This is a genomic window from Chitinimonas sp. BJYL2 (genome assembly GCF_027257935.1).
GTDB lineage: Bacteria > Pseudomonadota > Gammaproteobacteria > Burkholderiales > Chitinimonadaceae > Chitinimonas.
On record NZ_JANZKW010000001.1, the window covers coordinates 204,094 to 226,759 of the forward strand.

The following is a 22,666-nucleotide window of genomic DNA, read 5'->3' on the forward strand; positions in this document are numbered from 1 at the left end:
CGGGTAAACGGCAGTTTCATTCAGGGGCTTTGGAGTCCAGCCATACGGTGATCGGGCCATCGTTGACGAGGTGGACCTGCATGTCGGCACCAAAAACACCGGTCGGCACCGGCTTGCCGATCTCGTGCGACATGGCGGCCACAAAGGCATCGAACAGCGGTTGCGATACGGCACCCGGCGCGGCGCGGCTCCAGCTCGGGCGGTTGCCTTTCTTGAGGCTGGCAAACAGCGTGAACTGACTCACCGCCAACACACCGCCACCCACATCGCAGACCGAACGGTTCATCACCCCGGCGTCATCGTTGAACACCCGCAGCTTGGCGATCTTTTGTGCCAGCCAGCGGATATCCGCCTCGCCGTCCTCGGCCTCGGCACCCACCAGCAAGAGCAGGCCGGCGCCGATTTCCCCCACCACGCGGCCATCCACCCGGACAGCTGCTTCCGATACGCGTTGCAGCAAGACTCGCAATCACAACCCTTTCACTTTTCGATAGCGCTTATTTCTCGATATAACGCCCGTCACCGAGGTGGATGGCGCCCTTGATCACGCGATACAGGGTCCACACCCAGGCACCCGCCACCAGCAGAATGGCCGCGGGGATGCCGATGATGGTGATGCACAGGCCCACCGCAATCACCGCACACAGAATGGCCGTCCAGAATGTGGTGATCAGATAATCGTAATGGCTGCGCATCCAGCCGCTGGCTTCGCCGCGCTTCACGTGGGCAATGATCACGGCGATCAGGCCGGTAGGCAGTGCGGTGAACAGTGATATGCCCAACAGTACATAGTTGATCAGGGCGAGATTCTTCAGCGATTGATCAGCAGCGTCGTCGTCGATGGTCATGGTGTGTGACATGGTGTGGCTCCCCTTGATGAATGACGATTGCAGGATCGCATCCGCGTTATCGCAAGGGGAGCAGGTGAAGATGCATTGCAGCGGCTGTGGGATGAAATGCATCCAGGCGCGATAGTCCGCGGCAGGGCCACTATCGCCCCGAGCATCAGCGAGGCTCCCGCCAAGACCGTGCAACTTGGACTCCGTCGCGGCGATGCCCAGAGTTCTTGGCGCTTCGCGCCTGGAACCTGGTTCATGCAGGGCTGGCGGGGGGTAGACTAAATCAAAAGCGCCGCTGCTTGATCATCAACCGCCGTTTAGCGCACGGGTTTCCCGAGTGGGTGCTCCGAACTATTCGAACCACGAATCTCAAGCGTTACGCATGGGCGCTCAGCACTCGACAATGTTGACCGGGACCTCGATCACATTGATCGCCAGCCCGCCGCGCGCGGTTTCCTTGTACTTGGCGTGCATGTCGCGCCCCGTGTCACGCATGGTCTTGATCACACGATCCAGCGAAACAAAGTGATTGCCGTCACCCCGCAGTGCCATGCGCGCGGCGTTGATGGCCTTGATGCTGGCCATGGCATTGCGCTCGATGCACGGTACCTGTACCAGCCCGCCTACCGGGTCGCAAGTCAGCCCCAGATTGTGTTCCATGCCGATCTCGGCCGCGTTCTCGGCCTGGCCGGGCGTGCCGCCCATCACCTCGGCCAGCGCGCCAGCTGCCATCGAACAAGCCGAGCCGACTTCGCCCTGGCAGCCCACTTCAGCCCCCGAGATGCTGGCATTGGTCTTGAACAGGATACCGATCGCCCCGGCCGTGAGCAGAAAGCGCACGATGCCGTCCTCGTTCGCGCCTGGCACGAACTTGACGTAGTAATGCAGCACTGCCGGGATGATCCCGGCCGCGCCATTGGTGGGTGCCGTCACCACCCTGCCGCCGCCGGCGTTTTCTTCATTCACGGCCAGGGCATACAGGTTCACCCAATCGAGCACCGTGAGCGGATCGCGCAAGGCGGCTTCGGGGTGGCCGGCGAGCTGGCGGTGGATATCCGGCGCGCGGCGCTTGACCTTCATGCCGCCGGGCAGGATGCCTTCGGTACGGATGCCTCGCGCTACGCAAGCCTGCATGACCTGCCAGATCGCCAGCAGTTTCTCGCGCACCTCGGCCTCGCTGCGCCAGGCCAGCTCGTTTTCCAGCATCAGCTGGCTGATCGATTTGCCATGGCGCTCGCACAGGGCCAGCAACTCGGCACCGCTGCTGAATGGATGCGTCAGCACTTCGGCGGTGGGCGGCTGAAAACCCCCTTCCACCGCCGCCTCGTCCACCACAAAACCACCACCGACCGAGTAGTAGGCGCGCTTGGACAGCTCGCTGCCATCGGCCGCGTAAGCCGCGAAGATCATGCCATTGGGGTGATAAGGCAGCGATTTGCGCTTGTGCAGTATCAGGTGCTCGGCTTCGACAAACGCGATCTCGTGCTGGCCCAGCAGGCTCAGGCGCTGCGTGTCGCGGATGCACGCAATCAGCCCGGGCACGGCATCGGTATCGACCAGCTGGGGTTCTTCGCCCAGCAAGCCCAGCATCACGGCGACATCGCTACCGTGCCCCTTGCCGGTTGCGCCGAGCGAGCCATACATCTCGGCACGAAGGCTATGTACCTGATGCAACAGGCCATCGCGCTCCAGCCGCGCCGCAAAGGTGCGCGCTGCACGCATGGGGCCGACGGTGTGCGAACTGGATGGACCGATACCGATCTTGAACAGATCGAAAACACTGATTGCCATGAGCTTGGGCTCCTCTGGCCGCTTGTAGCGGCTCGATTATGGGATAGCGGTGGGGTGGCGGGATCGCCGCGCCCCGAAGTGTAGCAGCGTAGTCACCGACTACACCTCGCCCCTTCGGTACCACCGCGTAGGGTGCGATAAGCGCAGCACATTGCACCAGGCACCCACCGACACGCCACGTGCAATGCGCTGCGCTCATTGCACCCTGGTGCCAAGATTCAGGCCGGCAGATACACATCGAAACGCACGCTATCGCCTTCCAGTGCATAGGCGGGCTTCAAGCCTGCCAATAGCGGCGCATGGCGCGGTCGTTTGACGACGACCTTGGCACGGGCCAGTGCGCGCGCAGGTGCCAACAAGGCATCGGCATCCTCGTCGGCCCCCACCACCGCCTGAAACGCCTGCATCTCTTTCTTGGACAGCGCGCTCTTGCGTTTGGTGTCCGGAAACATCGGATCGAGATAGATCACATCGGGCTGCTCACCCTGCCAGTTCGCCATCAAGCCGGTGGCCACGCCGCGATGCAGGTGCAATTTCGCTGCGATTGTGGCGACTTCGGGATGCGCGGCAGCGCGTAGCAGGCCATCCTCCAGCAGTGCCGCGGCAATCGGTGAGCGTTCGATCAGATCGATCTCGCAACCCAGCGAGGCCAGGGCAAAGCCATCCTTGCCCAGGCCGGCGGTGGCATCAAGCACGCGAGGTGTCGCCCCACCCTTGAGTCCGCAGGCGCGGGCAATGGCCTGGCCGCGACCACCGCCGTGCTTGCGCCGCCACTCTGCCGCGCCCGACGCAAAGTCCACACGGACCGGGCCGGGGGCGGCGGGACCCAGTGTGAGCAGCGCCAGACCGTCTTCAGCCAGCTGCAAAGCATGGCCCTGTAGCGGCAACGCATCCAGCAGCGCAAAACCGTAGCGCTCGGCCAGCAGCAAGGCATGCGGGCGCAAGGCGACGTCGGGGCAATGCAGCGGAACTGTCACAGACTCATCCAGAGGTAAACATGCAGGCAGCGATTATCGCATTCGTCCTCGCCGTCGGCTGCTTGCAGATGCAAGCCAGCCTGCCGGTGCTGTGGCCATGCCTGCTGGCGGTAGCGGGATTGCTGGCCTTGGTATGCTGGCAAGCGGACTGGCGATGGTGGATCGTCCCGCTGCTCGCGGGCCTGCTGGGCTTCAGCTATGCCGGCTGGCGTGCAGAAAGCCGCTTGCAGCAATGGCTGGCACCCGAGCTGGAACAGCAAACGCTGAGCATCACCGGCACGGTACTCGGCCTGCCCCAACCCAGCCGCTACGGCCCGCGTATCCGTTTTGCCGTGGAACAGGCACCCGCCGGCGTGCCCGACAAAATCACCCTGACCGATTACGCCAAGCCCGCAGCAGACTGGCAGCCGGGCCAGCGCTGGCAGCTCAAGGTGCGGCTCAAACGGCCGCACGGCAGCGCCAATCCCGGTAGTGGTGATTACGCGGGCTGGCTGCTCGGTGAGGGCATCGGCGCGACCGGCAGCGTAGCCAAGCAGGATCGCCAACTGCTCGACGCCTTTGTCGCCACGCCGATCAACCTGCTGCACGCCAGCCGCGCTGCACTGGCGCAGCGCGTGCACAGCCAGCTAGGCGCGCGGCCTTACACCGAGATCATCGTTGCGCTGGTCGTGGGTGAACAAGCCGGTATCGGCCAGGCGCAATGGCAGCTGTTCCGCGATACCGGCATCACCCATCTGGTATCGATCTCGGGCCTGCATGTCACGCTGGTAGCCGCATTGGTCGGCAGTCTGGCCGGCTGGCTGTGGGGGCGCTCCACGCATTGTCTGCTGCGCTTGCCACGGCGCAAGGTGGCAATACTGGCGGGGATCGCAGCAGCCCTGGCTTACAGCCTGCTGGCGGGATTTTCCGTGCCCACTCAGCGGACCTGTTTCATGGTGGCCATTGCCGGGCTCGCCATGCTGTCGGGTCGATCATTGGCTGCCAGCACGATCTGGCTGCTGGCACTCGCATGCACCGTGTTGCTGGACCCTTGGGCGGTACGCTCGGCAGGCTTCTGGCTGTCTTATCTGACTGTAGGTGCCATGTTGTGGGCCGCATCGGCGGCGCGATTCCAGACCGAGAACTGGCGCGCCAAGCTCGGTGAATGGGGCGTGGCGCAGTGGGCGGCGAGTCTGGGCTCCCTGCCCTTGCTGGCGGTACTGTTCCAGCAGTTTCCGCTCGTGTCGCCGCTGGCCAATGCGGTTGCGATTCCAGTGATCGGCAGTCTGGCCACGCCGCTGGCGCTGGCCGGCGTTCTGGACCCGACCGGCTGCCTGCTGACACTCTCCCACGCCCTGATCGCTGCAACACTGGCGCTGATCGGTCCGCTGGCACAGGCCGGCTGGGTCTGGACGCAAGCTGCACCGCCCCTATGGGCACTGCTGCCCGCCTTGCTGGCGACTGCCCTTCTGCTGCTGCCACGCGCCGTGCCCGGCAAGTTGCTGGGCGTGTGTCTGCTTTTGCCGCTGCTGTGGCCCGCCACCAGCAGCCGCACACAGGGCAGCTATCGCGCTACCGTATTCGATGTCGGCCAAGGCCTGTCCGTGCTGGTGGAAACCGCCCACCACCGCCTGCTGTTCGATACCGGCGCGCCCGGTGCCGGTGCGCGCGTGGTGCCGCCGGCCTTGCGCAGCCTGGGTGTTCGCCAGCTCGATATGCTGGTGCTCAGCCATGACGATGACGACCACGCCGGTGCCGCAGCCGATGTGCTTGCGGCTGTACAGGTAGACCGGATCATCGGCGTATCGCCACGGGCCCGACCCGATCAGCCGATCACGCAAGCCCCGCCGGTCACCGCCTGCCAGGCCGGACAACGCTGGGAATGGGACGGCATACGCTTTAGCTTTCTGCACCCCGGTGCCAGGGTGGATGCCAAGGCCAAGGACAACGCACGCAGCTGCGTGCTGCGGGTGGATGGTCCTGGCGGCAGTCTGCTGTTACCAGCGGATATCGGACGACACGAGGAAGCCTCACTGCTCGCCGAAGGCAGCCCGCTCAAGGCCGATGTGCTGGTAATACCCCACCACGGCTCCGCCTCGTCCTCATCGCCCGAGTTTGTGGCCGCCGTAGCGCCCACGCTGGCGATTGCCACAGCCGGCTATCGCAACCACTTCCGCCATCCTCGTGCCGAGGTGATCGCACGCTATGAAGCAGCCAACGCCACCGTGTGGCGCAGCGACCGTGATGGCGCAGTGATCGTGGATGTGGGTCTGGATGGCTGGCAAGCCCGGCGCTGGCGCGCCGAGGAGCCACACTATTGGGATGTGTTGCTGGGCGCCAATCGCATTGTCGCCACCACACGATTGCCGGGGGAGAAGTAATCCAGCGCATCAAAGCTCATTGCGCGCGCCATCGAAATCCCCCGGCCATTCGGGTCGTAGGCCCGTTCGGGGTCAAAGTTCAGATAGTGCTGCCAATCGAAACCGCTGCCCTCGTCCACGACTTCGACGGCCAGATTGGCACCACTGCGCCGGGTTGTGACACGAACACGCTTGTTCACATAGGCGGGTTCGCGCTGCATCGCCTCGATCGTGTCGCGCCAACGGCCGGCCTGCATCAGCTGCTTTTTGTCGTTGTAACCCATGCCCAGATTGCCATGCTCGATGGCATTGACGATCAGCTCGGTCAGGCCCAGCGCCACCCTCTCGGGGTTACCGCTGAGCCGGCCGATCAGCGCAGCAAGGCGCTGAGCTTCATCCAGCGTGGCCAGCGAGAAATGCGCTTCGTCGAGCAACTGCAAGCCATCCAGCGGCTGCGCGGCAGCCTGTTTGACGGCCCGACGCGCGCGGTGCTGCGCCACCGCAGCAGCCACAATCGCCAGCAAGATATCCTGCTGGAACGGCTTGGTCAGGTAGTAATAGGCGCCCGCCTCCATGCCCTCGCGCACCGCGCCGGGCGAGCCTTCGGCGGTCTGCATGATCACCGGCAGGCTGGATAACTGCGGATGCGCCTTCATGCGCCGCAGCAGGCCCATGCCATCGAGACCCGGCATCAGGCGATCCAGCAGTACCGCATCAAAACGGTCGCCAGCCTTGGTCAGCCAGGTCCACGCGGCTTCGCCGTCCTCGGCCAGCTCCACGGCATAGCCGGCAGCACCGAGGTACTCGGACAGGATTTCCAGATTGAATGGCTCGTCGTCAACGAGCAGCAGCGTGGGTTGCACGCCGGGCAAAGCTGCCATCTCCCGCTCCCGGATTCTTGATCGTATGCAGGGATTGTAGACAGCCGGCAGCCAACCGGCTGGCGACTAGGACTTCGATTGCAACTCGGCGTACAGCGCCGTGAACTCCTGGCTCAGTTTGTGGCGCGCATCCAGATGGATCATCGGCAGGCCGCGCTCATGCGACTCGCGGATCTTCACCGAGCTGGAGAGCTTGCTGTCCAGCACCGGCAGTCCCTCGGCAATCAGCTCGCCCACCATGCGCACCGGCAGGCTGGCACGCGGCTGGAACTGGTTGACGACAATGCCTTCAATCGCCAGATCACCGTTGTGATCAGCGCGAATTTCTTCCACGTTGTTCATGAGGCTGTACAGCGCTTGGCGCGAGAAGTCGTCGCAATCGAACGGGATCAGGCAGCTATCGGCAGCGATCAGTGCCGATTGAGTGAAGAAGTTATAGGCCGGCGGGGTATCGAGAATGATCTCGTCATATTCCTTGGCCAGCTCGTTGAGCAGATCTCGCAGCTTGTAGATCTTGTGCCGCGATTCGAGCTTGGCCTGCAGCTCGCCGATCTCGGGGTGCGAGGGAATCAGGAACAGGTTGTCAAAGCGGGTCGGGTGGATGAAGGCATTGCCCGACTTGGAGAACAGGCTGAAATTCAGCGTCTGCTCAAAAAATTCGGCCAGCGTGGGGTCCACTTCCTTGGCCGCATCGCCAAGCAGATAGCGGCTCGAATTGCACTGCGGGTCCATGTCGATCAGCAGGGTCTTCTTGCCTGCGTGGGCCGCAATGGCGGCGAGGTTCACGGCGATAGTGGATTTGCCCACCCCACCCTTCTGATTGAAGATGACGCGCTTCATGCGGCTGCCCCGAAGTGATTGATTTGCTTGGATTCTATCAGCATGTTGCAGCACAGCATTGGTGCATGGGGACGCAGTGTCGCGGCGGACACGATTCAGTGTCGGATTTTGGTGCATGGCCATCATGCCCCTGTCGCGGGCAGGGTCTTGAAAACCGCCATGCAGGCCACATCTAGCGGCATGTCCCTTCTTCAACCCTGTTCATAGCAAGGTGAACCGCATGAGCAAGCAAACCCTGGGCTTCCAAGCCGAAACCAAACAACTGCTGCAACTGATGATCCATTCCTTGTATTCCAACAAGGAAATCTTCCTGCGCGAACTGGTCAGCAATGCCAGCGACGCCTGCGACAAGCTCAAATTCGAGTCGCTCAATAACGACAGCCTGTTCGAGGGCGATGGCAGCCTGCATATCGATGTCAGCTTCGATAAGGACGCACGCACCGTCACCATCAGCGACAACGGCATCGGTATGACCCGTGACGAGGTGATCAACAATATCGGTACGATTGCCCGCTCCGGCACCAAGGCTTTCTTCGAGCAACTGAGTGGTGATGCGAAGAAGGATGCCAACCTGATCGGCCAGTTCGGAGTCGGCTTTTACTCGGCCTTCATCGTGGCAGACCGCGTCAGCCTGACCACCCGCCGCGCCGGTGAAACCACCGCTACCCGCTGGGAAAGCGAAGGCGCTGGCGAGTACACGCTGGAAGACGTGGAAAAGGCCGGCCGCGGCACCGAGATCGTGCTGCATCTGAAGGAGGGTGAGGACGAGTTCCTGGATGACTGGCGCATCAAGTCCATCATCAAGAAGTACTCCGACCACATCACCCTGCCCATCCGCATGAAAAAGGGCAACAGCTACGGCGAGAACGGCGAAGTCATCGTCTCGGACGAACTCGAAACCGTGAACAAGGCGAACGCCTTGTGGGCGCGCAGCAAGAACGATATTTCGGAAGACGAATACAAGGCCTTCTACAAGCATGTGAGCCACGACTGGGAAGAGCCACTGGCCTGGAGCCATGCGCGTGTCGAAGGCCGGCAGGAATACACCGAGCTGCTCTACGTGCCCAAGCGTGCACCGTTTGATCTTTACGACCGTGAGCGCCGCCACGGCGTGAAGCTGTTCGTGCGCCGCGTGTTCATCATGGAAGACGCCGAAAAACTGCTGCCGCAATACCTGCGTTTTGTGCGCGGCGTGATCGACAGCAACGACCTGCCGCTGAACGTGAGCCGTGAGATCCTCCAGCACAGCAAGGATATCGACGCGATCAAAGCCGGCTGCGTGAAGAAGGTACTGAGCCTGCTTGAGGACATCGCCGAGAACCGCAAGGACGACTACACCGTGTTCTGGGGCGAGTTCGGCAAGGTGCTCAAGGAAGGCGTGGGCGAAGACCACGCCAACAAGGATCGCATCGCCGGCCTGCTGCGCTTTGCGACCACGGCAGCGGATACCAGCGATCAGACTGTCTCGCTGGCCGACTACATCGCCCGCATGAAGGAAGGCCAGGACAAGATCTACTACGTGACAGCCGACTCGTTTGCTGCTGCCAAGAACAGCCCGCACCTCGAAATCTTCCGCAAGAAGGGTATCGAAGTGTTGCTGCTGAGCGACCGCGTGGATGAATGGTTTGTCTCCAGCCTCACCGAGTTCGACGGCAAGCCGCTGGCCTCGGTCGCCAAGGGTGGCCTGGATCTCGGCGCGCTCGAAGACGAGGCCGAGAAGAAGGAACAGGAAGCCAAGGCCGATGCGTTCAAGGAACTGATCGACAAGGTACAGGCCAGCCTCGGTGACAAGGTCAAGGAAGTGCGCGTGACCCACCGCCTGACCGACAGCCCGGCTTGTCTGGTGGCTGACGAGCACGCCATGAGCGGCAATATGGAGCGCCTGCTGAAGTCGATTGGCCAGAATGTCGGTGGCAGCAAGCCGATTCTGGAAATCAACCCGGACCACGTGCTGGTGGGCAAGCTCAAGGCCGAAGTGGGCGGCGAGCGCTTTGACGACTGGAGCCACATCCTGTTCGACCAAGCCCTGCTGGCCGAAGGCGGCACGCTGGAGGATCCGGCGGGATTTGTTAAGCGTCTCAATACCCTGATGCTGGCAATCGCCGCTTAAGTCCCGAACCGGACCGCATCCTGTAACGCCCGGCCAATTGGTCGGGCGTTTTGTTTTCCGGTTTCATCGCGAGGTGAAGCCAACCGGGCAGCGTATGCACCTCACGTCGCATGCGTTTGGGTTTTGCTGTCGGCTTACTATGCTGAATGGCTGGTCCTGGCCGCTGTCTTGTGCTGTCGTGGCATAGGCACTCCGGGCGCTCTACCCCCACCCCTTGCAGAGAACCTGATCGTGTTGCGATGCCTTCCCTTGCTGTGCTTGCTGCTTGCCACCTTCAGCCAGGCCAAGGAGATCGAAGTCTACGCATCCGAGCAGGCGAGTTATCAGTACCAAGGGGCCGATGGCGAAGCATCCGGCTTCGTGGCAGAGCTGGTGCGTCTGGTGCTCAAGGAAGCCGGTGTCAAAAGCCGTATCCAGATCATGCCTTGGCCACGCGTGCAGGCCACCAAGCGCAACCGGCCGAACACCCTGTTCTTTACCGTGTACCGGAACAAAATGACCGAGGGCCAATACCGTTGGGTGGGCAAGGTCGTGAAGTACAAGATTCACGCCTATCGCCTCAAGTCGCGCAAGCACATCTCGGTCAGCAAGCCGGAGGACTTTGCCCGCTACTCGGTAGGCGTGCTGCGCGATGGTGGTCGCTGGCGCTACCTGATCGACCATGGCTTGCAGATGAGTGTGGACATCGCCCCGAATGATGAGGTGAACATCCGCAAGTTCTTCGGTGGGCGTATCGATATCCTGCTGGAGGACCCGATCATGCTGAAACACACGGCCAAGCGGCTGGGTCTGGATTTCCATCAGGCCGAAAAGATTTATGAAATCCCCGAGCTGGCCGGGGAAGGCTATCTGGCATTCAGCCTGACCACGCCCGATAGCGTGGTGCAGCAGTTTACCCAGGCACTGGCCAAGGCCAAGGCCAACCCGGGTTATCGCTCGTTGATGAAGTTCTACGACATCAGTGAATAGACATCAGTGAGTAGCCCAGTGCCTTATCCATGCCCCACGGCAACCACATCATGAAATATATGATGTACAAAAACAGCCAGTCGGCTCGTCGGCAGCAGCCCATCCGGTTTGCGCTTCGCTCGGCTTCGCTGGGCATGACCATTGGGACCTTGCTGTCCGGGGCAGGCGTGTGCGCGCAGGCTGCCGAGCCGATCCGCCCGCAGCTCGCAGCCAGCGATCTGGTCGAAATCACCGGCAGTCGCCTCCGGCTCAAGCAGGATCAGCTATCCGGTATCGGCCCGGTCACGGTGATAGACCGCGATGCCATCCAGCGTAGCGGTGCCACCACGGTAGAAGGCTTGCTGCAGCGGCTGTCGGCGTCGGCCGGCTTTGCAGGCAACCAGAACAACAGCTACTGGGTACGCAATGGTTATGGCACTGCGCAGGTGAATCTGCGCGGCCTGGGTATCAACCGGACCCTGGTGCTGCTCAATGGCCGCCGGGTAGTCAACGGGGGAACCGGCGCCAATAGCTCGGTGGATCTGAACAGCATTCCGCTGGCACTGATCGAACGCATCGACGTGCTCAAGGATGGGGCGTCGGCTCTCTATGGCGCCGACGCGGTGGCCGGCGTTGTCAACATCATCACCCGGCAAAGCCGTCCAGGCACGGAGTTGATGGTCCGTTATGGGGAATCCGTCCGGGGGGATGGTGAAGATGCCGCGGCATCTCTGAGCTGGGGCATGCGTGACGAGCGCGCGTCCCTGATCGCCACGCTAGCTTATAGCGAGAACCGCGCAGTGAATCTGGGTTCGCGCGCCGCCTGCCCGCTGGCCGAGTCTGGCGGCAAGCTGGTGTGCTCGGGTCATTCGGCCACCATTGGTGGGCGCGCCCACTATGTCAGCGGCCCGGAGACCGGCAAGTTCATCAATTTCCGCCAATCACTCGACACCGACCCCGCTTTCTTCGAGCCTTATGTCAATGCGCGTCACGGCTACAACACCAATCCCTCACTGAATGCCGTGAACCCCAGCCAGCGAACCAGCCTGGGCGTGCTCGGCACGCGCCAGCTCAGCGACCAGGCCACCCTGTTCGGCGAGCTGCTGTATACCCAGCGGCAATCGTCGCAGCTGGCCACACCGGGCATACTGGGCCTTAATCGCAGCATCCGCCTCGGGGCCAGCCATCCCAGTAATCCCGTGGGCTATGATCTGGTACTGGACAGACGCCGCCTTGCCGAGGCCGGTCCGCGCACTTTCTTTCAGGAAACCGATACCTGGCGTGCGGTGCTGGGCCTGCGCGGACAGATCAACGACAACTGGGACTGGACGCTCGCGGCAAACTGGGGCCGCAATACCGGTATCGACGGGTCGACCAATGTCGCGAATCTGGATCGGGTCGACGCCACGCTCGATACCCGCCGATGCGCAAACACCGCCAACGCCGCCATCCCCTGTGCCAACTATCTGGGTTACGGCAATGTCACGCCCGCGGTGCTGGACTACATCCTGACGCAGGTGACCGATACGGGTGGCAATGCCCAGAAAAGCATGGCCGCCCATGTACGCGGGCAGATCTATCCGTTGGCGGCGGGCATGGTGGGCTTGGCTTCAGGCATTGAAATCCGCCGTGAAAGCGGCTGGCGCACCCCTGATCCACTTACGGCCCGCGGCATTGCCAACACCAATGTCCAGCAGGCGGTCGATGGCAGCTACACCGCCCGTGAGCTGTATGGCGAGTTGTCGATCCCCTTGCTGGCAGACCAGCCCATGGTGCAATCCCTGCACCTGCACACCGCCGCACGGTACTCGGACTACACGACATTTGGCAGCAAGCACACCCGCAAGCTCGGGCTGGATTGGCGGCTCAACCCCGCCCTGAAGGTGCGCCTCAACACCTCTACCGCGTTCCGGATTCCCAGCATTCCCGAACTGTTCGGCGGGATTTCATCCGCCAACCTGACCACTACCGACCCCTGCAGCGGCTGGAGCAAGCTGCCTGACAGCTCGGTCATCAGCCAGAACTGCCGCAGCAGCGGGGTGCCCGCAGGGTTCACCCAGCTTGGCAACACCCTGCTCACGACCGGCGGCGCCAACCCCGACCTGAAGCCGGAGCATGCCGATACCCTGACCGCAGGCTTGGTATGGACACCCTCCCCCATGCTGACCCTGAGCGCCGACTACTACAGGATCAAGGTTGCCAACGCGACTCAGGCCCTGGGCGGCTCTACCCGGCTGGCGGTGTGCTACAACACGCCCGGACTGAACCATGTGTTCTGCAGCCCAACCAGTTTCAGGCGGGATACAACGACCGGCGAGATCAACTTCCTCTCGGCGCAGCCAGCCAATGTCGCCAGCGAGGATCTCGCGGGGGTGGATCTGGGCCTGCTCTATCACTTCAAGCTGGGCAGACTTCCCTTCTCCCTCAATGTGGACGCGTCACGGCTGCAACGCTATGACATCACCCCCTTCCCCGGCGCTGCGACCCTGCACTATGGCGGCAAGCTGCCCAGCGGACGGGGCAGCTATACCCATAACCGGGCCATGGCCACACTGGGCATGACGGCGGGGGTCTGGTCCGGCGCTTACAGCATGCAGTACATCGGCTCCGCGCAGGATCCCGATGCGCCCGCAGGCAGTCTGGGCAGCCGGATACCGGCCTTGCACTACCATAACCTGCAAGTCCGGTATGCCCCGTCCAGACACTGGGATGTGGCGGCCGGCATCGATAACCTGTTCGACAAGGCAGCACCCTTTGTACGGAACTGGACCGACGGTAATACCGACACCATGACCTACGATCTGCAGGGAAGACGCTGGCATCTGCGCGCAAGCTATCGCTGGTAGGTGGTGCAAGGCTGGCGATCCGGACCGGATACTCGCTACACTCTGCCCCGAGCGCCCGGCATATGGCCGGCTGCGTGATTGCCCCTTGCATGATGGCGTGGCCCACAAGCGCGCCCGCTTTTGGAGAGAAGCCGATGAAAGCCGCCCTGCTGCTTGCCTTGTTTGCCGCCACCCTGCCCGCTTACGCAGCCAAGCCGGTCGAAAGTCTGGCATTTATCCGGCTGGATGGTGGCCAGAGCAAGTTCAACCAGGTATCCAGCGATACCTGGATGGCTTCGCTGGGCTACAACGTCAATCGCCATCTTGCAGTCGAAACGGCCTACCGCAAGCTGGCGCGCGTCACCGGCGCCACCGTGACCGATAGTGCCAGCGGCCAGGCTATTAGCGATGCCCGTGTCGACCTGACCGCGCTGCAACTCAACTTGCTGGCCAGCCTGCCGGTGACCGAGCAGTTCTCCCTCCACGCACTAGTCGGCTGGACGCGCAATCAGCTTGAGCTGTCCCGCCCCGGCGCTGTCATCCAGGTGCCGAATCATCAGTCTGGCGCCGTAGTCGGTGCGGGCCTGCGCTGGAAGCTGGAGAACGGCGTCTCGATCTATGCCGAACATACTGTCTTTCCCTCGGTGGACGAAGTCGGGATCGACAAGGTCAAGGTGACGTCGCTGGGTCTGGGCTTCGGGTTCTGAGTCCGGCAGCCACACGCGCCATGGCTGCCATCCAACCTGGCTGGCTGATCGCCCTGCTGGTCTTGATCAGCCCTGTCACACTCGCTGCGCCACGCTGCCCGATCAGCGCTACCCAGCTGACCGGCAGCTGGCAGCATGTGGACGGCCCCGGCCATTATGAAGAAATGGCTTTCGAGGTTGAGGGCGGTACCCGGCCGTTCCGCACCTGGCTACATGCCCGACCCGAAATCGTTGATGCCAGCTGGCAACTTGCCGCCTGCAAACTGACCCTGAGCGGCGGCAGCCTCGCCTCTCCGGAGACTTACGATATCCTGCGGCTGCGCGGCAAGGTGCTCACCCTGCGTGCCGCCGGTACGCGTGCCCTCATACGCTATCGCAAACTATAAGACACCACCTTCGATAGCAATTTAGCTATCACGACATAATAAACAATCAATTTGAGCAATTGTTGGCCGCTCACTAAGATGCACTCCGTCAAGCAGCACCCTCAACACCAACGGAGAAAATCCCATGAGCGTTTCCCTGATCAACACCGATATCAAGCCCTTCAAGGCCACCGCTTTCCACCAAGGCAAGTTCGTTGAAGTCAGCGACGCCAGCGTCAAGGGCAAGTGGTCGGTGTTCTTCTTCTACCCGGCCGACTTCACCTTCGTGTGCCCGACCGAGCTGGGTGATCTGGCCGACCATTACGCCACCTTCCGTGATCTGGGCGTGGAAATCTACGGCGTGTCGACCGACACCCACTTCACCCACAAGGCCTGGCACGACACCTCGGAAACCATCGGCAAGATCCAGTACCCGCTGATCGGCGATCCCACCGGCACCCTGACCCGCAACTTCGGCGTGATGATCGAAGAAGCCGGTCTGGCCGAGCGTGGCACCTTCGTGGTGGACCCACAGGGCAAGATCCAGATCATCGAAATCAACGCCGGTGGCATTGGCCGTAACGCCGAAGAACTGCTGCGCAAGGTCAAGGCTGCCCAGTACGTAGCCAGCCACCCAGGTGAAGTGTGCCCGGCCAAGTGGCAGGAAGGCGCTTCCACGCTGGCACCGTCGCTCGACCTCGTCGGCAAGATCTAAGCACCCTCTGTTGTGGTGAATGGCGCGCTCATCAACGTTCCGCGCGGGCACCCGGGAAACCCGGGCGCTCACCACCGGTGAAAGCTCAATCGGGGTGCTTCCCTGATTGAGCCCACACCCCCCCGCCTTCGTTGCTGCGACGGAGTCCAAGTTGCACGGTCTTGGGGGGAGCCTCGCTAACGCTCGTTATCGCACTGGATAGTCGCCCCGGTACCCAGCGACAAGGCCGCTCGCAAGCAGCCTTCTCACTGTGAATCGCCACGTCTATCGCATCCTGGAGAACACCATGCTCGACAGCACCATCAAGACCCAGCTCAAGGCTTATCTCGAACGCGTCAGCCAGCCCATCGAGCTGGTCGCCTCGCTCGACGACAGCGCCGCCTCGCGCGAGATGCGTGAGCTGCTGATCGAGATTGCCGAACTCTCGAACCAGGTCACCGTGCGCGAAGACGGCAATAACGCGCGCCGCCCCTCGTTTGCCATCGTGCGCCAGGGCGATTTCCCGCGTGTGCACTTTGCCGGCATTCCCATGGGCCACGAGTTCACCTCGCTGGTGCTTGCCCTCCTGCAAGTAGGTGGTCACCCACCCAAGCTCGAACAGACCCAGATCGACCAGATCAAGGCGATTGAAGGCAAGTTCGTGTTCGAGACCTTCATCTCGCTGTCCTGCCATAACTGCCCCGATGTCGTTCAGGCACTGAACACACTGACCGTGCTCAACCCCGGCTTTGAGGCCACGATGATCGACGGCGCGCTGTTCCAGGCCGAAGTCGAATCGCGCCAGATCATGGGCGTGCCCTCGGTGTATCTGAACGGCGAGCACTTCGGCCAGGGGCGCATGGGGCTGGAGGAAATCCTCGCCAAAGTCGATACCGGTGCCGTGGCGCGCGAGGCCGAAAAGCTGAACCAGAAAGACGCCTTCGACGTACTCGTCGTCGGCGGTGGCCCCGCCGGCGCATCGGCCGCCATCTACGCGGCGCGCAAAGGTATCCGCACCGGCGTGGTGGCGGATCGTTTCGGTGGTCAGGTGCTCGATACGCTGGGTATCGAAAACTTCATCTCGGTGAAGGCGACCGAGGGCCCCAAGCTGGCCATGTCGCTGGAACAGCATGTGCGCGATTATGAGGTGGACATCATGAACACCCAGCGCGTCGAGAAAGTCATCCCAGCTGATAAAGTGGGCGGTCTGCACACCGTACAACTGGCATCCGGTGCCACGCTGCAAAGCCGCAGCTTGATCTTGTCCACCGGCGCACGCTGGCGCGAGATGAATGTGCCCGGCGAGCAGGAATACAAGACCCGTGGCGTGGCCTTCTGCCCGCATTGCGACGGCCCGCTCTTCAAGGGCAAGCGTGTGGCCGTGATTGGTGGCGGCAATTCGGGCGTGGAAGCGGCGATTGATCTGGCGGGCATTGTGTCGCACGTCACGCTGCTGGAGTTCGGCGACAGCATGCGCGCCGATGCGGTGCTGCAGAAGAAGCTGCTGAGCCTGCCGAATGTGACCGCCATCATGAGCGCGCAAACCACCGAGGTGGTCGGCGATGGCCAGAAGGTAACCGGCTTGCGCTACACCGATCGGACCACGGGCGAGAGCCGTCTGGTCGAGCTGGAAGGCATCTTCGTCCAGATCGGTCTGCTGCCGAATACCGACTTCTTCAAGGAGGCGGTCAAGCTGTCGCCGCGCGGGGAAATTGAAGTCAACGACCGCGGTGAAACCTCGGTGCCGGGGATTTTTGCGGCGGGCGATGCAACCACCGTGCCTTACAAGCAGATCATCATTGCGATGGGTGAGGGTGCGAAGGCGAGTTTGAGTGCGTTTGACTATCTGATTCGCAACTCCGCTCCCCAGTAAGCGGATAGATCAGCGAAAGGCTTGGCAGCGCAGCTGCTGTAACGGTTCGGCCACTGCGCCGACCAAGGGGACATCTCTTGTCAGGATGTCCCCGATGCTTTCCCGTTTCGTCCGCTCACTCTCTATACCCCTGTGCATCCTGCTCATCACGACTGGCAGCCACGCTGCCGGCAAGATCGACATGGAGGGCGCACGGCAGGCCAGCCACCAGCGCAGTCTGGTCGAACGCATGACGCGCAGCTATGCCTTGCGCTGGCTGGATGCCACGGATGCCGGTGCCAAGCGCCAATACACCCAGGCTGCCGGCGAGTTCTCGGCGCAACTGGGCAAGCTGCGCAAGGCCACGGCAAGCGATCCGGAACTCAAGGAAAACTACGACCTGCTCGCTCAACAATGGGCTGACTATCAAGCCTTGATCGCCACCCAGCCCAGAGCCGCAGATGGCCGTGCGTTACTGGAAGCCTCCGAGGACATGGCCTGGATCGCGCAAAAGGGCGCGCAGCTGCTGGAGGCCAAGCTCGGGCCGGCACAAAAATCGGTACAGCTGGCTGAAGACATCGGCGCGCTCTCGCAGCGTCTGGCCAAAATCTACCTGATGCGCAGTGCTGGCCTGACCCTGCCCTTCCTGGAAAAAGACCTCGCCAGCGCCCGTAGCGAGTTCGAGGCGGCCAGTCGTCAGCTTCGGGCGTATCCGGGCAACACGGCAAGCATCCGAACGCAACTACAGCTGCTGGATACCCAGTGGCATTTCTTTCAGCAGGCGATTGATGAGTTGGCGAAGCAGAATCGGGATCGCCAGTTGCAGCGCAATGTTTTCACGACCAGTGACCGCATCTACGAAGTGGCTACCGACCTCGCACAGCGGTATCGGGCACAGATGCGCTGAAACCGGCGTCAACGCCTTGTCACAATCCACGGGCATGCTCGCCGGCCATGAGCGAGCGCCCGATCCAACACTTCCGCAGCATCTGGATTTCCGATATCCACCTCGGCACGGCCGGTTGTCAGGCCGAGTACCTGCTGGACTTTCTGCGCCATACCGAATCGGATCACCTCTACCTCGTCGGTGACATCATCGACGGTTGGGCGCTCAAGCGTTCCTGGTACTGGAACCAGCACCATAACGATGTGGTGCAGAAAATCCTCCGCAAGGCGCGCAAGGGTACCGAGGTGGTCTACATCGCGGGCAACCACGACGAGGTGGTGCGCCAGTTCATCGGCCTTGCCTTTGGCGGCATCGATATCCAGGACGAAGTGATCCACACCACGGCCGATGGCCGACGCTTTCTGGTACTGCATGGCGATCTGTTCGACGGCGTGATCCAGTGCGCGCGCTGGCTGGCCATTGTGGGTGACCACGCCTACACCTTCACGCTCAAGCTCAACCAGTGGTTCAACCATATCCGTGCCAAGTTCAACCTGGGCTACTGGTCGCTATCGCAGTTCCTCAAGCACAAGGTCAAGAAGGCGGTGAACTTTGTCAGCCAGTTCGAGGAAGCGGTGGCCAAAGAGGCCAAGGCGCGCGGGCTCGATGGCGTGATCTGCGGCCATATCCACAAAGCCGAGATGCGCGAGATAGACGGAGTGCTCTACTGCAATGATGGCGATTGGGTAGAGAGCCTGAGTGCGCTGGTGGAAACGATGGAGGGCGAGCTGAAGATCGTGGTCTGGTCTCAGCGTGGTCACGCTAGCGAGGATGCACCCAAACGGCACGCCAAGACCCGCGAGGCGGTCACAGCCGGGGCGGCACCCTAGCGGGCGGCGTCAGGTCCGGATGCGGGCCCGCATCAAGGCAGCTTCAGTTGCTGGTTGATCCGGTTGAGCAAGGTATCGGGCACCTGCTTGCTGCAGTAGAGATAGCGCACGGTGACCGGCGGCGCATCGGTAAAGCTGTGGATGCGCAGGTTCGTCTCCCCCAGCGCACGGATCATGGCCTGCGCTTCTTCAAGGAACAGGAAATAGCCGTCGACAATATTCTCGGCTACCTGCCGGGCCAGCGCGCGATTCGTGTAGGGCTCCCTTTTCAATCGGGCACCGTGCTGCATCAGCAGGGCATCCGCCTCCGCCCCATAGGAATAACCCTCTTGAGCGAGCAGCCGCAAATCCGCCTGCTTGAGGGTAGCCTCGAGCGTGGCCGGGACGGGCTTGCCGTTGCGAGACACCAACAAGACCAGCGGCCCGTCGCGAAACAGCGGGGCGCTGTATTTACCTACGGCCTCACGCTCAGCGGTGTGGAAGCGGCCAGGGGCACAGCCATAAACCAGATTGCGGGCGATCAGGGTCATATGACGCTGGAAGGGCACGGTTTCCACACGGTAGGCGATACCTGCTCGCTCCAGCGCCTCGCGCGCAGGCTTGCCGACCAGGCCACCAAGACGCCCTTGATCCATCGAAAAATACGGGTCCCGTTCCTCGATGTAGACCAGCAGAGGGGAGTCTGCCGCGCCCTGTGACGGCACGGCGGCCACCGTAAACAGGCCCGCCAGGCAGGCCGACCATGACTTCATCCACATAGCTTCACCCTGTTACGCCCCGCTTGTACTCAGCAATCACCAATGCGCTTGGCACTGAACTCGTTGGTCATCCGCATTTTGCCCTGCGGCCCTGCCGTGGTATCGATCACGGTTTTGCCCTTGTAGCTGTTACCGGCATAGCTGACTTCGCCGGCAATATCGGATTGATGCGGACCTTCACAGCGCATTCTGAACTTCACGGTCGCACCGCTGACGCTGTTTTCCAGCATCTTGCAGTCCTTGCTGGGCGCACCTTGCGGCCCGCCCATGGCCTGCTTGGTCAGGTCTTTCACCTCATTGGGCTTGATGCAGAACTTGACCGTATTGGGCGGGATCGCCATTTTCATGCCCGACATGCTGACCTTGCTGGTCATTTCCCACTGGCCCGGCGTGGCCTGTGGCGCAGCTTGCAAAGTGCCTGCCAAGAGGCAGGCCAGGGTGGCGAGGCAGTAACGCATGGCAATGCTCCCAAATGACTATCCGCTTCCAGTGTAGGCAGCGGCCCTTGAGATTGCTGGCCGATGCCTGCATCTGGCCTGTATTGCCCCGTTGCGAAACATCATGCTCGATTTCCTCAAGCGTAAACCTGCCGTCGATCCCCTCGCCTCACCCTATTGGCCCAGCGTAGGCCACCACATGCCGCTGCTAGATGGACTGAGCGAGGAAGAATGGGGCTTGCTTGAGGCACGCATGCGCCACTTTCTTGGTACCAAACACATTAGCGGCGCCCATGGCGCCGCCGTCAGCGAGCAGCAGCGTCTGGTCATCGCCGCGCAAGCCTGTCTGCCGATCCTGCACCTGGGCGACGAGGCGTATGCAGGCTGGCATGAACTGATCGTCTACCCCGGCGCCTTCAAGAGCCGTGATAGCTGGCGGGATCGCAACGGGCTGGTGCACGAGGGTGAGCGTTCACTGGCCGGTATGGCGCGCACCGACGGCCCCATGCTGGTCTCCTGGAAGGACAGCCAGCATGGGCCCTGGCTGGATGGCTGGAACGTGGTGATTCACGAGTGTGCACACAAGCTCGACATGCTCAATGGCGATGCCAACGGTGCGCCGCCCCTGCATGCCGGCATGTCGCAAGAAGACTGGTCTCGGATCTGGGATCGTGCTTACCGGGATTTCTGTTACAGGGTGGATGCCGGTATAGCAACCGGCATTGATGCCTATGGTGCTGAAAACCCGGCCGAATTCTTTGCCGTGCTGTCCGAATGCTTCTTCGAGCTCCCCCATCGCCTGCACTTGGTCTACCCGGCTGTGTATGAGCAGTTGCGCCAGTTCTACCGCCAGGACCCCGGCATGCGCCTGCCGGTTGTGGGAGTGGACGACATAAGCTGGTAGCCGAATGCCCCCGCTTGGCACGGCTACGCCATGCCGCCGTGTCCGTCTGCCTGACGCAGCGCCTCATACTGCCGCGCGGCATCCAGCCGCTGTTGCTTGCGCAAGGCCGCCTCGCGATAGCGGCGGTGCGCCTCTTCGCCTACGGGCACCAGGGGCGCCAAAGCGATGGGCTTGCCATCGTCACCCACGGCCACCATGGTAAAAAAACAGCTATTGGTATGGCGTACACTGCCTTCGCGCACATTCTCGGCCACGACCTTGATGCCCACCTCCATCGATGAGCGGCCCGTGTAATTGACGGTCGCCATGAAGGTCACCAGTTCACCCACATGGATGGGCTGCTTGAAGGTGACCTGATCCACCGACAATGTCACCACATAGGCGCCCGCATAGCGGCTGGCGCACGCATAAGCCACCTGATCCAGCAAACGGAGTATGGCCCCGCCGTGCACGTTGCCGGAGAAATTGGCCATATCCGGTGTCATCAGTACCGTCATGGTGAGTTCATGGCTAGCAAGACCATGCGGCATGGCGTATTCCTAGATTGCAGCGCCCAGATTGCCCAGAAAACGGTCGACGCCGCCTCGCAGGCTGGCGATGGAATCCACCCCCAGCACAAAGGCCAGATAGCCCTCGATCCGGCGCGTCTCCAGCAGGAACTGCACATGCAGGAACAGCACCTGGCGGGTGTCGTCATCGTCTGGATGATTGATGACATCGAGCCCGGCACCGCTGGCAATGCTGGGCACAGAGTAGGTGAAGTCATCACCGATCAGATCGGCCAGCGCTGACAGGCAGGCCGAGAGCAGCACATTGCCGATCTCTCCCAGCGCATCGGCCAGCAGGGCCTGCATATCAGGTGAGCCGCGGCTGGGCAGGGCACCCACCATCAGCCTGACTACTTCCTCGCCATCTTCATCGGCAAACATCAGCATGGCGTCGCCCGTGAAGCTGCCGGTGAAGTGCTGGGTCACCGCATCCACATGCCGCCACTGCGACCAGCCGATCCGGTCATGCAAGGCCGCGAACGAGCAGAAGCGCATGACCGGCACCGAGAGGCTGACCTCCTCACCGACCAAGCCGCTCATCGCCGCGGCAGCGCGACCCACGCTGATATTGAATATCTCGCACAGGGCGTCCTGCTGCAGCGCGGTCAGTTCCGTGCTCATGCACCCTCAACCAGTTCCAGCAACTGGGCGATCACTGCCTCGGTCACCGGCTTTTGCAGAAAGCACATGCCCAGCGCTTCGGCACGTTGCCGCACGCTGCTCTGCACGTTGGCCGTGAGCACCACCACGCTCAGGCCCGGATGCAACTGCAGCATCTGCTCGCCCGCCACCAGGCCAGACATACCGGGCATGTTCACATCCAGCGTGACCAGTTCAATCGGTTCACGGGCAACGATACTCAGCGCTTCTTCGCCACTGGCCGCCTCGAAAAACCGCCAGTCAGGGCGCTTTTCCTCAAGGTAGGCACGCGCGAGCATCCGCGATACGCGGCTGTCGTCGACGATCAATACATGTTTGCTCATGGCAGGAAACGATCCTTGGCGCGATATGCAACGGTGTTGCCATCATCATAGTCCATGCCGCGCTGCCTTCCTGCACTTGCCCGGTGTTTCGG

Annotated in this window: 22 protein-coding genes; 11 read left to right on the forward strand and 11 right to left on the reverse strand. The window is 62.1% G+C overall.

All coding sequences use genetic code 11. From position 1 onward, the window contains the following. Positions 1–16: 16 nt before the first annotated feature. From dtd to O9X62_RS00990, 4 genes are all read right to left on the reverse strand, one after another. A complete protein-coding gene (dtd, locus tag O9X62_RS00975; RefSeq protein WP_374708378.1) occupies positions 17–460 on the reverse strand; it encodes a D-aminoacyl-tRNA deacylase in 444 nt (147 codons plus the stop codon). A 37-nt stretch (positions 461–497) separates the two neighbouring features. Then, positions 498–860: a hypothetical protein gene (locus tag O9X62_RS00980; RefSeq protein ID WP_269530907.1), complete on the reverse strand. Its 363-nt coding sequence runs from the start codon at positions 858–860 to the stop codon at positions 498–500. Positions 861–1,229: 369 nt separating this feature from the next. Next, positions 1,230–2,630 (reverse strand): L-serine ammonia-lyase, encoded by a 1,401-nt coding sequence (locus tag O9X62_RS00985; RefSeq protein ID WP_269530908.1) that lies wholly within the window; start codon positions 2,628–2,630, stop codon positions 1,230–1,232. A 218-nt stretch (positions 2,631–2,848) separates the two neighbouring features. Further along, complete coding sequence (locus tag O9X62_RS00990) at positions 2,849–3,607, reverse strand: class I SAM-dependent methyltransferase (RefSeq protein ID WP_269530909.1); 759 nt, start codon at positions 3,605–3,607, stop codon at positions 2,849–2,851. 20 nt (positions 3,608–3,627) lie between these two features. Between O9X62_RS00990 and O9X62_RS00995 the strand changes: the two genes are divergently transcribed. Continuing rightward, complete coding sequence (locus O9X62_RS00995; protein WP_269530910.1) at positions 3,628–5,967, forward strand: DNA internalization-related competence protein ComEC/Rec2; 2,340 nt, start codon at positions 3,628–3,630, stop codon at positions 5,965–5,967. On the opposite strand, the gene O9X62_RS01000 is transcribed toward O9X62_RS00995, so the two are convergent. Beyond that, positions 5,901–6,827 carry a response regulator gene (locus O9X62_RS01000; RefSeq protein WP_269530911.1) on the reverse strand — a complete coding sequence of 309 codons (927 nt, stop codon included), beginning with the start codon at positions 6,825–6,827 and terminating at the stop codon, positions 5,901–5,903. The two genes, O9X62_RS00995 and O9X62_RS01000, sit on opposite strands and share 67 nt — an antisense overlap. A gap of 66 nt (positions 6,828–6,893) precedes the next feature. Beyond that, positions 6,894–7,667, reverse strand: coding sequence for a ParA family protein (locus O9X62_RS01005; protein ID WP_269530912.1), 774 nt, complete (start codon positions 7,665–7,667; stop codon positions 6,894–6,896). Between the two features lie 220 nt (positions 7,668–7,887). Here O9X62_RS01005 and htpG point away from each other — a divergent pair, with 220 nt between their 5' ends. From htpG to O9X62_RS01050, 9 genes are all read left to right on the forward strand, one after another. Next, on the forward strand, positions 7,888–9,777 hold the full coding sequence (gene htpG, locus O9X62_RS01010; RefSeq protein WP_269530913.1) for a molecular chaperone HtpG: 1,890 nt from the start codon (positions 7,888–7,890) through the stop codon (positions 9,775–9,777). Positions 9,778–10,008: 231 nt separating this feature from the next. Beyond that, positions 10,009–10,746, forward strand: a complete 738-nt coding sequence (locus tag O9X62_RS01015; RefSeq protein WP_269530914.1) for an ABC transporter substrate-binding protein — start codon at positions 10,009–10,011, stop codon at positions 10,744–10,746. Between the two features lie 50 nt (positions 10,747–10,796). Then, complete coding sequence (locus O9X62_RS01020; protein WP_269530915.1) at positions 10,797–13,571, forward strand: TonB-dependent receptor; 2,775 nt, start codon at positions 10,797–10,799, stop codon at positions 13,569–13,571. Between the two features lie 134 nt (positions 13,572–13,705). Next, positions 13,706–14,257, forward strand: a complete 552-nt coding sequence (locus tag O9X62_RS01025) for a porin family protein (protein WP_269530916.1) — start codon at positions 13,706–13,708, stop codon at positions 14,255–14,257. Positions 14,258–14,277: 20 nt separating this feature from the next. Further along, positions 14,278–14,643, forward strand: a complete 366-nt coding sequence (locus O9X62_RS01030) for a hypothetical protein (RefSeq protein ID WP_269530917.1) — start codon at positions 14,278–14,280, stop codon at positions 14,641–14,643. 124 nt (positions 14,644–14,767) lie between these two features. Continuing rightward, a complete protein-coding gene (gene ahpC / locus O9X62_RS01035) occupies positions 14,768–15,337 on the forward strand; it encodes an alkyl hydroperoxide reductase subunit C (RefSeq protein ID WP_269530918.1) in 570 nt (189 codons plus the stop codon). Positions 15,338–15,623: 286 nt separating this feature from the next. Further along, positions 15,624–17,189 carry an alkyl hydroperoxide reductase subunit F gene (gene ahpF / locus O9X62_RS01040; RefSeq protein WP_269531830.1) on the forward strand — a complete coding sequence of 522 codons (1,566 nt, stop codon included), beginning with the start codon at positions 15,624–15,626 and terminating at the stop codon, positions 17,187–17,189. Between the two features lie 94 nt (positions 17,190–17,283). Next, positions 17,284–18,075, forward strand: a complete 792-nt coding sequence (locus O9X62_RS01045) for a hypothetical protein (protein ID WP_269530919.1) — start codon at positions 17,284–17,286, stop codon at positions 18,073–18,075. Positions 18,076–18,122: 47 nt separating this feature from the next. Beyond that, positions 18,123–18,944 carry a UDP-2,3-diacylglucosamine diphosphatase gene (locus O9X62_RS01050; RefSeq protein ID WP_308446403.1) on the forward strand — a complete coding sequence of 274 codons (822 nt, stop codon included), beginning with the start codon at positions 18,123–18,125 and terminating at the stop codon, positions 18,942–18,944. Between the two features lie 32 nt (positions 18,945–18,976). Here O9X62_RS01050 and O9X62_RS01055 read toward each other — a convergent pair whose 3' ends face one another. Both O9X62_RS01055 and O9X62_RS01060 read right to left on the reverse strand, forming a co-directional pair. Next, on the reverse strand, positions 18,977–19,696 hold the full coding sequence (locus tag O9X62_RS01055; RefSeq protein WP_269530920.1) for an ABC transporter substrate-binding protein: 720 nt from the start codon (positions 19,694–19,696) through the stop codon (positions 18,977–18,979). A gap of 35 nt (positions 19,697–19,731) precedes the next feature. Then, positions 19,732–20,160 (reverse strand): DUF3617 family protein, encoded by a 429-nt coding sequence (locus O9X62_RS01060; protein WP_269530921.1) that lies wholly within the window; start codon positions 20,158–20,160, stop codon positions 19,732–19,734. 103 nt (positions 20,161–20,263) lie between these two features. Between O9X62_RS01060 and O9X62_RS01065 the strand changes: the two genes are divergently transcribed. Continuing rightward, positions 20,264–21,043, forward strand: a complete 780-nt coding sequence (locus O9X62_RS01065; protein ID WP_269530922.1) for a zinc-dependent peptidase — start codon at positions 20,264–20,266, stop codon at positions 21,041–21,043. A 23-nt stretch (positions 21,044–21,066) separates the two neighbouring features. Here O9X62_RS01065 and O9X62_RS01070 read toward each other — a convergent pair whose 3' ends face one another. The 3 genes from O9X62_RS01070 to O9X62_RS01080 are packed head-to-tail and all read right to left on the reverse strand — an operon-like array spanning position 21,067 to position 22,574. Continuing rightward, positions 21,067–21,573: an acyl-CoA thioesterase gene (locus tag O9X62_RS01070; protein WP_269530923.1), complete on the reverse strand. Its 507-nt coding sequence runs from the start codon at positions 21,571–21,573 to the stop codon at positions 21,067–21,069. A 9-nt stretch (positions 21,574–21,582) separates the two neighbouring features. Beyond that, positions 21,583–22,212, reverse strand: a complete 630-nt coding sequence (locus tag O9X62_RS01075) for a chemotaxis protein CheX (RefSeq protein ID WP_269530924.1) — start codon at positions 22,210–22,212, stop codon at positions 21,583–21,585. Then, positions 22,209–22,574 carry a response regulator gene (locus O9X62_RS01080; protein WP_269530925.1) on the reverse strand — a complete coding sequence of 122 codons (366 nt, stop codon included), beginning with the start codon at positions 22,572–22,574 and terminating at the stop codon, positions 22,209–22,211. Before O9X62_RS01080 ends, O9X62_RS01075 begins: the two co-directional genes overlap by 4 nt. Between the last annotated feature and the right edge of the window lie 92 nt (positions 22,575–22,666).

Excerpts from the sequence above, each read along its gene's own strand:
- O9X62_RS00980 (WP_269530907.1), bottom strand. The coding sequence starts at position 860 with ATGTCACACACCATGACCATCGACGACGACGCTGCTGATCAATCGCTG.
- O9X62_RS00985 (WP_269530908.1), bottom strand. The coding sequence starts at position 2,630 with ATGGCAATCAGTGTTTTCGATCTGTTCAAGATCGGTATCGGTCCATCC.
- O9X62_RS00995 (WP_269530910.1), top strand. The coding sequence starts at position 3,628 with ATGCAGGCAGCGATTATCGCATTCGTCCTCGCCGTCGGCTGCTTGCAG.
- O9X62_RS01000 (WP_269530911.1), bottom strand. The coding sequence starts at position 6,827 with ATGGCAGCTTTGCCCGGCGTGCAACCCACGCTGCTGCTCGTTGACGAC.
- O9X62_RS01005 (WP_269530912.1), bottom strand. The coding sequence starts at position 7,667 with ATGAAGCGCGTCATCTTCAATCAGAAGGGTGGGGTGGGCAAATCCACT.
- htpG (WP_269530913.1), top strand. The coding sequence starts at position 7,888 with ATGAGCAAGCAAACCCTGGGCTTCCAAGCCGAAACCAAACAACTGCTG.
- O9X62_RS01020 (WP_269530915.1), top strand. The coding sequence starts at position 10,797 with ATGAAATATATGATGTACAAAAACAGCCAGTCGGCTCGTCGGCAGCAG.
- O9X62_RS01025 (WP_269530916.1), top strand. The coding sequence starts at position 13,706 with ATGAAAGCCGCCCTGCTGCTTGCCTTGTTTGCCGCCACCCTGCCCGCT.
- O9X62_RS01030 (WP_269530917.1), top strand. The coding sequence starts at position 14,278 with ATGGCTGCCATCCAACCTGGCTGGCTGATCGCCCTGCTGGTCTTGATC.
- ahpC (WP_269530918.1), top strand. The coding sequence starts at position 14,768 with ATGAGCGTTTCCCTGATCAACACCGATATCAAGCCCTTCAAGGCCACC.
- ahpF (WP_269531830.1), top strand. The coding sequence starts at position 15,624 with ATGCTCGACAGCACCATCAAGACCCAGCTCAAGGCTTATCTCGAACGC.
- O9X62_RS01045 (WP_269530919.1), top strand. The coding sequence starts at position 17,284 with ATGCTTTCCCGTTTCGTCCGCTCACTCTCTATACCCCTGTGCATCCTG.
- O9X62_RS01050 (WP_308446403.1), top strand. The coding sequence starts at position 18,123 with ATGAGCGAGCGCCCGATCCAACACTTCCGCAGCATCTGGATTTCCGAT.
- O9X62_RS01055 (WP_269530920.1), bottom strand. The coding sequence starts at position 19,696 with ATGAAGTCATGGTCGGCCTGCCTGGCGGGCCTGTTTACGGTGGCCGCC.
- O9X62_RS01060 (WP_269530921.1), bottom strand. The coding sequence starts at position 20,160 with ATGCGTTACTGCCTCGCCACCCTGGCCTGCCTCTTGGCAGGCACTTTG.
- O9X62_RS01065 (WP_269530922.1), top strand. The coding sequence starts at position 20,264 with ATGCTCGATTTCCTCAAGCGTAAACCTGCCGTCGATCCCCTCGCCTCA.
- O9X62_RS01070 (WP_269530923.1), bottom strand. The coding sequence starts at position 21,573 with ATGCCGCATGGTCTTGCTAGCCATGAACTCACCATGACGGTACTGATG.
- O9X62_RS01075 (WP_269530924.1), bottom strand. The coding sequence starts at position 22,212 with ATGAGCACGGAACTGACCGCGCTGCAGCAGGACGCCCTGTGCGAGATA.
- O9X62_RS01080 (WP_269530925.1), bottom strand. The coding sequence starts at position 22,574 with ATGAGCAAACATGTATTGATCGTCGACGACAGCCGCGTATCGCGGATG.